This is a genomic window from Pseudoxanthomonas sp. LjRoot204_2, assembly GCF_056175765.1.
In genome coordinates this window covers 1-7,904 of sequence record NZ_JBGFFG010000135.1, presented here as the reverse complement: position 1 = coordinate 7,904, position 7,904 = coordinate 1, and the positions used below count along the sequence as shown (strand labels likewise).

At 66.5% G+C, this 7,904-nt stretch carries 9 protein-coding genes and 1 tRNA gene; 4 read left to right on the top strand and 6 right to left on the bottom strand.

Annotation, left to right across the window (positions count from 1 at the left end; all coding sequences use genetic code 11):
* The 5 genes from AC04L7_RS08280 to AC04L7_RS08260 form a co-directional block, all read right to left on the bottom strand.
* Positions 1-1,169 (bottom strand): RtcB family protein (locus AC04L7_RS08280; RefSeq protein ID WP_475512804.1); only part of this gene is annotated, 1,169 nt, incomplete at its 3' end.
* A 49-nt stretch (positions 1,170-1,218) separates the two neighbouring features.
* Positions 1,219-1,974 (bottom strand): hypothetical protein, encoded by a 756-nt coding sequence (locus tag AC04L7_RS08275; protein WP_436000568.1) that lies wholly within the window; start codon positions 1,972-1,974, stop codon positions 1,219-1,221.
* 60 nt (positions 1,975-2,034) lie between these two features.
* Entirely contained in the window at positions 2,035-3,153 is a 1,119-nt protein-coding gene (locus tag AC04L7_RS08270; protein ID WP_436000567.1) for a slipin family protein, read from the bottom strand.
* 425 nt (positions 3,154-3,578) lie between these two features.
* Positions 3,579-3,648 (bottom strand) — tRNA-OTHER (locus AC04L7_RS08265).
* A gap of 431 nt (positions 3,649-4,079) precedes the next feature.
* Complete coding sequence (locus tag AC04L7_RS08260; RefSeq protein ID WP_255412318.1) at positions 4,080-4,202, bottom strand: hypothetical protein; 123 nt, start codon at positions 4,200-4,202, stop codon at positions 4,080-4,082.
* A 181-nt stretch (positions 4,203-4,383) separates the two neighbouring features.
* Here AC04L7_RS08260 and AC04L7_RS08255 point away from each other — a divergent pair, with 181 nt between their 5' ends.
* The 4 genes from AC04L7_RS08255 (at position 4,384) to AC04L7_RS08240 (ending at position 7,431) form a co-directional block, all read left to right on the top strand.
* Positions 4,384-5,436 carry a class I SAM-dependent methyltransferase gene (locus AC04L7_RS08255; protein ID WP_436001109.1) on the top strand — a complete coding sequence of 351 codons (1,053 nt, stop codon included), beginning with the start codon at positions 4,384-4,386 and terminating at the stop codon, positions 5,434-5,436.
* Between the two features lie 4 nt (positions 5,437-5,440).
* A complete protein-coding gene (locus tag AC04L7_RS08250) occupies positions 5,441-6,148 on the top strand; it encodes a pseudouridine synthase (RefSeq protein WP_436000564.1) in 708 nt (235 codons plus the stop codon).
* Entirely contained in the window at positions 6,145-6,834 is a 690-nt protein-coding gene (locus AC04L7_RS08245; protein ID WP_436000562.1) for an HAD family hydrolase, read from the top strand. Before AC04L7_RS08250 ends, AC04L7_RS08245 begins: the two co-directional genes overlap by 4 nt.
* Before the next feature lie 120 nt (positions 6,835-6,954).
* The gene (locus AC04L7_RS08240) at positions 6,955-7,431 is read left to right on the top strand and encodes an REP-associated tyrosine transposase (RefSeq protein WP_299345685.1); all 477 of its coding nucleotides are present in this window, start codon (positions 6,955-6,957) and stop codon (positions 7,429-7,431) included.
* Positions 7,432-7,496: 65 nt separating this feature from the next.
* Here AC04L7_RS08240 and AC04L7_RS08235 read toward each other — a convergent pair.
* Positions 7,497-7,904: DUF1415 domain-containing protein (locus AC04L7_RS08235; RefSeq protein ID WP_475512803.1), on the bottom strand; the 408-nt coding region annotated here is incomplete at its 5' end.

The window sequence follows — 7,904 nt, the reverse complement described above, 5'->3', positions numbered from 1 at the left end:
AGGTCGCTCTGCGCCGACATTACCGCGTCGATGTCCTTGTAGGCCGCCGGTGATTCGTCGATCACGCCGGCGTCCTTGCGGCATTCGACGTGCGCCGTCGCCTCGCGGTGCTGCGACAGCGTGATCTGCTGGCGCGCCGCGGTACGGCTCAACACGCGGCCGGCGCCGTGGCTGCAGCTGTGGAAGCTGTCCGCGTTGCCCTTGCCGCGCACGATGAAGCTCTTTGCGCCCATGCTGCCGGGAATGATCCCCAGCTCGCCTGCGCGCGCGCTCACCGCGCCCTTGCGGGTCACCAGCAGGTCCACGCCGCCATGCGTTTCCTTCTGCACGTAGTTGTGGTGGCAGTTCACCGCCATCTTCTCCAACTGGAACTTCGGCAGACGGTGGCGCATCTCCGCCAGTACGCGCGACATCATCGCTTCGCGGTTCTCGCGGGCGTAGTCCTGCGCCCACGAGACCGCTTCCACGTAGTCGTCGAACAAGGGCTCGCCCTCCATGAAGAAGGCCAGGTCCTTGTCCGGCAGGTGGAAGCCCAGCACACGGTGCGCCAGTTGCTCGCGCGCCCGCTCGATGAAGTAGTTGCCGATCAGGTTGCCGGTGCCGCGCGAACCGCTGTGCAGCATCACCCACACCGCATCGGCCTCGTCCAGGCAGATCTCGATGAAGTGGTTGCCGCCGCCCAGCGTGCCGATCTGGCGATCCAGCTTGTCGGTACGGATCTTGCGGTGCTTCTGCTTGATCGCCTCCAGGCGTGGTTCCAGTCCCGACTGCGTGATGCGCGTGCGGATGCTGTCCGGCAGCTTCCAGTGCTCCCCGCCGCGCCCGTTGCCGACCGGCACGCTGCGCTCGATGCTCGAGCGCAGTTGCGCCAGGTTGTCCGGCAAGTCCTTCGCGCGCAGCGTGGTCCGCACCGCGGCCATGCCGCAGCCGATGTCCACGCCGACCGCCGCCGGAATGATGGCGCCGCGCGTCGGGATGACCGAGCCCACGGTCGCGCCCTTGCCCAGGTGCACGTCGGGCATGACCGCGACCCACGGGCCGACGAAGGGGACGGCCGCGATGTTCCGCAGCTGCTCGTGGGCGCCCTGGTCCAGGGGCACGCCGCGCACCCAGCCCTTGATCGGCGTGGTGCTGCCCTCGGCGTGCAGCAGTTCAAACGTAGTGCTCATGTTCCTTTTCCTTTCGTCCGCGAGCATCGGCGCCCCGGACGGATCTCTTTCATTGCGTGTTGTGGAGTCGATGCACGCGCAGTTCGCGTGTACCGAGCTGTCGCTTGTGGCGAGCGTAGACCTCATTGCTCCCGTAGAGCGCCCGATCGCCGTGGACGACGGATCGCCCTGCACCCCGATGGCCGTACGCGACGACGGTGCAGCCTCGCACCACGTCGGCGACGCCTCGGCCACGACCGGCGGGCGGGATCAAGGCCAACTCGACCTCGTACCAGATGCCCTTCAGGCGGTGCAGCTGACGCAGCGGCCCCAAGTCGATGCGGTCCGGCGTCTGTTCGAGCATCGACCACGTTACCCGTTCCTGCCGACGAAGCTGCTCGCGTTCGCGATTGCGGCGCAGCAGTCCCGTCGCGGGATCCACGTAGAGCTTCGGTGCCCAGCGGTCGGCCAACGGCGTCGGTTGTCCCCAGCCCTTGAGCCAGTGCAGCCGGCCATCGATGATCGACAGCCGCATCGCCACGAAATCGGCCAGGTGCTGGTGGATGTGCTGCTGCACGGTGCTTCGCCGATCGATGCCGGCACAGATCTCCGAATACACCTTGTCCCACGGCCTGCCGACCTGTCCGTGCAGGTAGCGTTCCAGCGGTCGCAGATTCTCGTTGAGCCATTTCCGGTGCTGGTGGCGCCAGCGCAGGCTTTCCTGCATCGGCGCGCCCTCATCGTCGGCGTGCGGCGCACGCTCGCGGGCGTAACTTCCGCCGCGTCGCGGCCGCTCCACGATGACCTTGAACATGTCGTTGCGCATGTGTCGTCCTTTCATCCTTGTGGACCGCGACGGCCGCGTCCATGCGGCCGCCACGGTTTGCTACTTCAATGTCACCAATTGCTTCAGCACGCCATCCAGGCCGCCGAACACGGTGAGCTTGTCGATCTTCTCGGTGACCTTCTCCAGGGCCTCGAGCTCCTTCAGGCGCATCAGCACCGGCGACTCGTCGATCAGCTTCGCGGTGTTGAGCAGGGAACGCGTGGCGTTCGCCTCCTCGCGGCGACGGATCACGTTGGCTTGCGCCGTCTTCTCCGCCTGCACCACCCCGTTGAGGATCTCCTTCATCTCGCCCGGCAGGATCACGTCCTTCACGCCCACGCCCAGCACCTCGACGCCGAGCCCGGCCATCTGGCCGCGCACGTAGGCGAAGATGTCGGCGTCCAGCGAGGCCTTGTCGCCCAGCAGTTCGTCCAGCGTCTTGGCGGAGACCGCCTTGCGCAGGCCGTACTGCAGCTCGCGGTAGACGAAGTCGCCGACCTTCGCGACCTTGGTGCGCGCGGCCACGACGTCGGTGACGCGGGTGCTGGCGGCCAGGTTCACGCGCAGGCTTACCTTGTCGCGGGTCAGGAGCTCCTGGCCCGAGACCTCGATCGCCTGCACGCGCAGGTCGACGATGTCCACGACCACGTTCTTCTGGAAATTCCAGAAGGCGTAGCTGCCCGGGGCGAGCGTGCGCTCGAGCTTGCCGTCGATGAACACCAGGCCGGCGAACTCCGCCGGCACATCGGCCACCACCGCCAGCCTCGACAGCGCACCCAGCTGGCGCAGGCGCCGCGCGACGGCGACGTCCACGTCCGGCGTGGCGAGCGCCACCGCCTGCACGTCGACCTTCACCAGGCCGATCCAGTACAGGCGCCGCGTGCCGGGTGGCAGCACGTCTTCCAGCTTGCCGTTCTTCAGCACCAGACCCACCTCGTCCACGCCGATGTCGGCGAGAACGAAGGTGTCGCCCAGACGCTCGCCGAGGCACGCGATCAGCGCGTCGACATCGTGGCCAGCGTATTCCGGTGCGGCGATGTTGAAGGTGCGCACCTCGATCCGACCCATCGGGTCGAACCAGCGGTACACGCCGGGCGCGAGCAATTGCTCGAACCGACGGTTGCGATACACCAGGCCGCGCTCGCCGTCACCGATCACGACCCTCTTGGTCCAGAACATGGCGTTGTTCTCCTTGTTGGCTCTGGTGGTTCGATCCGGATCCAACGGATCGCCGCGGTGGATCGAATCCCGCGACGAACGGTGCCCATCGCGATTCGCGATCGGCGGAAGAAGGTGGAAACGCCCCTGGACGGAGGCGATGCGGGCGATCGGCGCTGTCGGCGGAAGCATCGCAACGAGGCCGCGGTCCATGGACTGCGTCGAACGCTGCGCGCCTCCGCGTCGAGGGCGCGGTGCCGGCTTCGACCCCGCTGCGTGCGTCGTCTAACCGCAATCCATCGCAGAAGAACGACACGCCGCACGGGGCGTTTCCTGGGGGGGACTCGCGTCCCTGATTCCAGATTTACAGTCTGGTGTTGGAGCAGGATTCGAACCCGCGACTCTCGGATTAACTGTCCGATGCTCTACCCATCTGAGCTATCCAGTGGTGGACGAACCGGATTCGAACCGGTGGCCAACGGCATGCGCCGCTGCTCTGCCTCTGAGCTTCCGTCCGCTCGAGGAACACCGTCTCCCACGCTTCGGCATACGCCACGGCAGCGCCGCGCGCACCGGACGGGACGCTAGCCCGTACCGCTGTAGCGTGTTCGATCGATGTTCCCCATTGCCGGCTGTCGCCAACCGGCAATCCGTTCGGGCGCGACGCGCCCTTGTGGGTGTTCTCTCCACGTGCAGCCCGCGTCGGGGCATCACGACGCAGCGCACATGCGCCAGTCGCAGCCGCGCCCCCGCATCGGGGCGCGCACGCGCGCTACCCGGATGCCCCAGGGCGGAAAGGAACTTCCGTGGTGGAAAGAAACGAACCTCGATGCATGCGCATCCTCCGCGAACGCTGAAAACAAAACGCCCCCGGGTATGGCGACCCGAGGGCGTTCGCGTTCCTCGGGAGATCGGGGTGGCCGATCTCCCAGGGAGTCAGCCGGATGTCAGAAGTCCAGGTGCCGTGCGCGTTCGATATCGCGCAGGTCGCTGCCGTTCGCACGCAGCGCCAGGCCGCAGCGCGATGGCTGCAGGGCGGGCTTGCTGTCGAAGGAATAGGCGGGCTTCATGGGAAGAATTCGATTGCTGAAAAAACGGCCACGTGGCCGACGGGCGCGGACAATACGCCGCTTGTTTGCGATGCGCAACACTTTTTTAATTTTATTTTCGATGCCCGACCAGCGGCGGCGAAATCAGTGGCGAGTGGCTGCCGTTAGAATGACGCCTCATTCCCTGCCTGCGCGTCGCATCGTGGCCTCTCCTTTCTCCGATCCCGCTCTCGATGCCCTGATGCTGCCCTTCGCACAGGGCGTGCTCGCCTGGCCGTCCAGGCCGGTGCTGTTCCTGCGCGCGCGCGATGGCGCCGCGTTGCGCCAGTTCCCGCTGTCGCAGCTGGTATGCGAACAGAGTTTCCGTCCCGACGCCGAACTGCTGGAACGCGCTGGCCTGCGCGTCGTCGCCGATGCAGCGGTCGAACCGACGCGCTACGCCCTGGTGCTGGTGTTGCCGCCGCGCCAGCGCGAAGAAGCGCGCGCGTTGCTTGCGCGCGCCGTGCAACTGGCGGCGCCGGATGGCGTCGTCGTCGCCGCGATGACCAACAACGAGGGCGCCAAGTCGGGCGAAACCGACCTGAAGCAACTCGCGGGACTGGCCGGCACGCTGACCAAGTTCCATTGCCGCACGTTCTGGACGCGCAAGCGCGCGGACAGCATCGACGACGCGTTGCTCGCGCAATGGTCGGCGCTGGACGCGCCGCGCCGGATCGAGAGTGGCCGCTACCTCAGCCGTCCGGGCGTGTTCGCCTGGAACCGGATCGATCCGGCCTCTGCGCTGCTGGTCGAATGCCTGCCGACGGATATCGCCGGACACGGCGCCGACCTGGGCGCGGGATGGGGATTCCTGTCGCTCTCGCTGCTGGCGCGCAATCCCGGCATCGCCGCGCTCGATCTGTACGAGGCCGAGGCACGCGCGTTGTCGCTGGCCAGGGCAAACCTCGCGGATGCCGGTGCGAGCGCAACGCTCGATTTCCACTGGCACGACGTCACCGCGGGATTGCCGCAGCGCTACGACTTCATCGTCAGCAATCCGCCGTTCCACACGCAAAGCCGTGCGGACCGTCCGGACATCGGCCAGCGCTTCATCACCGCCGCGGCCGCCGCGCTCAAACCGGGCGGGCGCCTGTGGCTGGTGGCCAACCGCCACCTGCCGTACGAGCAGACCTTGAATGACAGCTTCGGCGACGTGCGCGTGGCCGGCGAGCGTGACGGTTTCAAGGTGATTGCCGCCACCAAGGCGAGGCGGTGAGCGCATGAAGATCGTCAAGCACATCGCCAACCTCGGCTACGGCAGCCGCAAGGACGTCCAGTGGATGTTCCGCGAAGGCCGCATCACCGACGCCGCAGGCGAGGTGCTGTACGCCGATGATCCGGTCGACCACGACGCCATCCGCGTGGATGGCGAGCCGCTCGACCCTGCACCGGGCGTCGCGATCCTGCTGCACAAGCCGGTGGGCTACACCTGCTCGACCAAGGACACCGGACGCATCGTCTACGACCTGTTCCCGCCCCGGTTCCGCGATCGCTCGCCGGTACTGTCCACGGTCGGGCGCCTGGATCGCGAGACCAGTGGCCTGCTGCTGCTCACCGACGACGGTGGCCTGCTGCACCGGATCATTTCGCCCAAGGCCAACCTGCCCAAGGTCTACGACGCGACGCTGGCGCAGGACCTGCGCGGCGACGAAGGCGTGCTCTTCGCCAGCGGCACGCTGATGCTGGAATCGGAGCAGACGCCGCTTGCGCCGGCCCGCCTGCACGTCATCGATCCGCGCCATGCGCAGCTGACGCTCACCGAGGGCCGCTACCACCAGGTACGCCGCATGTTCGCCGCCGTTGGCAACCATGTGGAGGCGCTGCATCGCAGTCGGGTGGGTGGACTGACGCTGGACGGGCTGCCGGAAGGCCAGTGGCGCATCCTGGATGCGGATGACCTGCGCCGGCTGTTCGAGGCGACCGCGTGAGCATACCGGCACTGCCGTTCACGCCGGCGGCGGTGATCTTCGACATGGACGGGCTAATGCTGGACAGTGAGCGCGCCATCATCGCGTGCCTGGCGGAGGCGGCGCGCGAGCGCGGCCACGATCTGCCCGAGCTGCTGTGGCTGTCGATGGTCGGCCATAGCGAAGCCGTGTGCCGCCACTTGCTGGACGAGGCAGTCGGCGAGGCGGAGCGAGAACGGATCCTGCAACGCTCGCATGTGCTGTACGACGCCGTTGTCGCGGCTGGCATGCCACACCGGCCGGGCATCATCGAGATGCTGGACTTCCTGCAGGTGCAGGGCATCCCGCGCGCGGTGGCGACATCGACGCGCCGTCCGCTGGCGTTGAAGAAGCTGGAGGCTGCCGGCCTGCTGACCCGGTTCGATGCGATCTGCACCAGCAGCGACGTCGAACATCCCAAGCCTGCCCCGGACATCTACCTGCTGGCCGCGCGATCGCTCGGCATCGAGCCGTCGCGCTGCCTGGTACTGGAGGATTCCCCCACGGGCGTGCGTGCCGCACTGGCAGCCGGCATGTACCCGATACAGATTCCCGACCTGCTGGTGCCGGACGATGCGGTGCGTGCGCTCGGCCATCTCATCCTGCCGTCGCTGGATGATGCGCGACTGTTGCTGGAGCAGCGATTGGCGATGTCTTCGCGTACCTGACGTGGGAGCGACGTAAGTCGCGAAGCTGTTTCAGCGAAAGTCCGAGGCGCTGCTGGGGAATTCGCTGATGGCGCTTCGCGCGGTGTTCGCCAAGCTGACCTCCTTTACAGGAGGGTTGGCATGTCGGGATATTCGGATCTGAGAAAAGGGCGCGTTTCCCAGCCCGGTCGAGCCTACTTGGTGACCTTCACAACAGCGGAACGCAAGCCATTGTTCAAGCAACCAGGGCGGGCCATGGATGCCTGCCGCGCGATGACCTGCTCACGGCTGTGGTATCGCTCGAGACTGCTGTGCTGGGTGTTGATGCCGGATCATTGGCATGGCGTGATCGAGCTGGGCGAACTGGATAGTCTGCCAACGCTGGTCCAGCGATTGAAATCGAACAGCGCCAGGATCGTCCGCTTGCGTCATCCGGATACCGGCCAGGTCTGGGAGAAGGGGTTTCATGATCGCGCGTTGCGCGATGCATCCGGCGTGCTTGCGACCGCCCGATATGTCGTCGCGAATCCGCTGCGTGCGGGACTCGCATGCAGCGTTGGGGAATACGCGTGGTGGGATGCTGTCTGGATAAGCAACGACACGGCTGCGACCGTTTGATGATTGCTGAAAGCGTCGCGACTTACGTCGCTCCCACATCACTTCTCCATCCTGCAGCCTCGTCCTCACTCCGCAAACAGCTTCGCCCAGCCCGCATGTCCCAGCGCATCCAGCGTCTTCACGTTGCGCTCGACGATGATGTCGGGGTCCGGAAAGGCTTCCACCGCGCGATCGATGCTGGCTTCGCGCAGGAGGTGCAGGGTGGGGTAGGGCGAACGGTTGGTGTAGTTGCTGATGTCGTCCGGCATCGTGCCGGCGAACTGGTAGTCCGGATGGAAGCTGGCGACCTGGATGACGCCTTGCAGGTCGAGCGCCTCGACGGCCGCATCGGCATTGTCGAGGAAGTCGTTGTAGTCCAGGAAATCCGTCAGCACATCCGGGTGCACGATCAGCGTGGTGTCGACCTGCTCGGGATCGGTGCCGCGCAACAGCACAAGCTCTTCCGCCAGTTCCTCCAGCAGGGCTTCCGGCGT

Excerpts from the sequence above, each read along its gene's own strand:
- AC04L7_RS08275 (WP_436000568.1), bottom strand. The coding sequence starts at position 1,974 with ATGCGCAACGACATGTTCAAGGTCATCGTGGAGCGGCCGCGACGCGGC.
- AC04L7_RS08260 (WP_255412318.1), bottom strand. The coding sequence starts at position 4,202 with ATGAAGCCCGCCTATTCCTTCGACAGCAAGCCCGCCCTGCAGCCATCG.
- AC04L7_RS08240 (WP_299345685.1), top strand. The coding sequence starts at position 6,955 with ATGTCGGGATATTCGGATCTGAGAAAAGGGCGCGTTTCCCAGCCCGGT.
- AC04L7_RS08270 (WP_436000567.1), bottom strand. The coding sequence starts at position 3,153 with ATGTTCTGGACCAAGAGGGTCGTGATCGGTGACGGCGAGCGCGGCCTG.
- AC04L7_RS08250 (WP_436000564.1), top strand. The coding sequence starts at position 5,441 with ATGAAGATCGTCAAGCACATCGCCAACCTCGGCTACGGCAGCCGCAAG.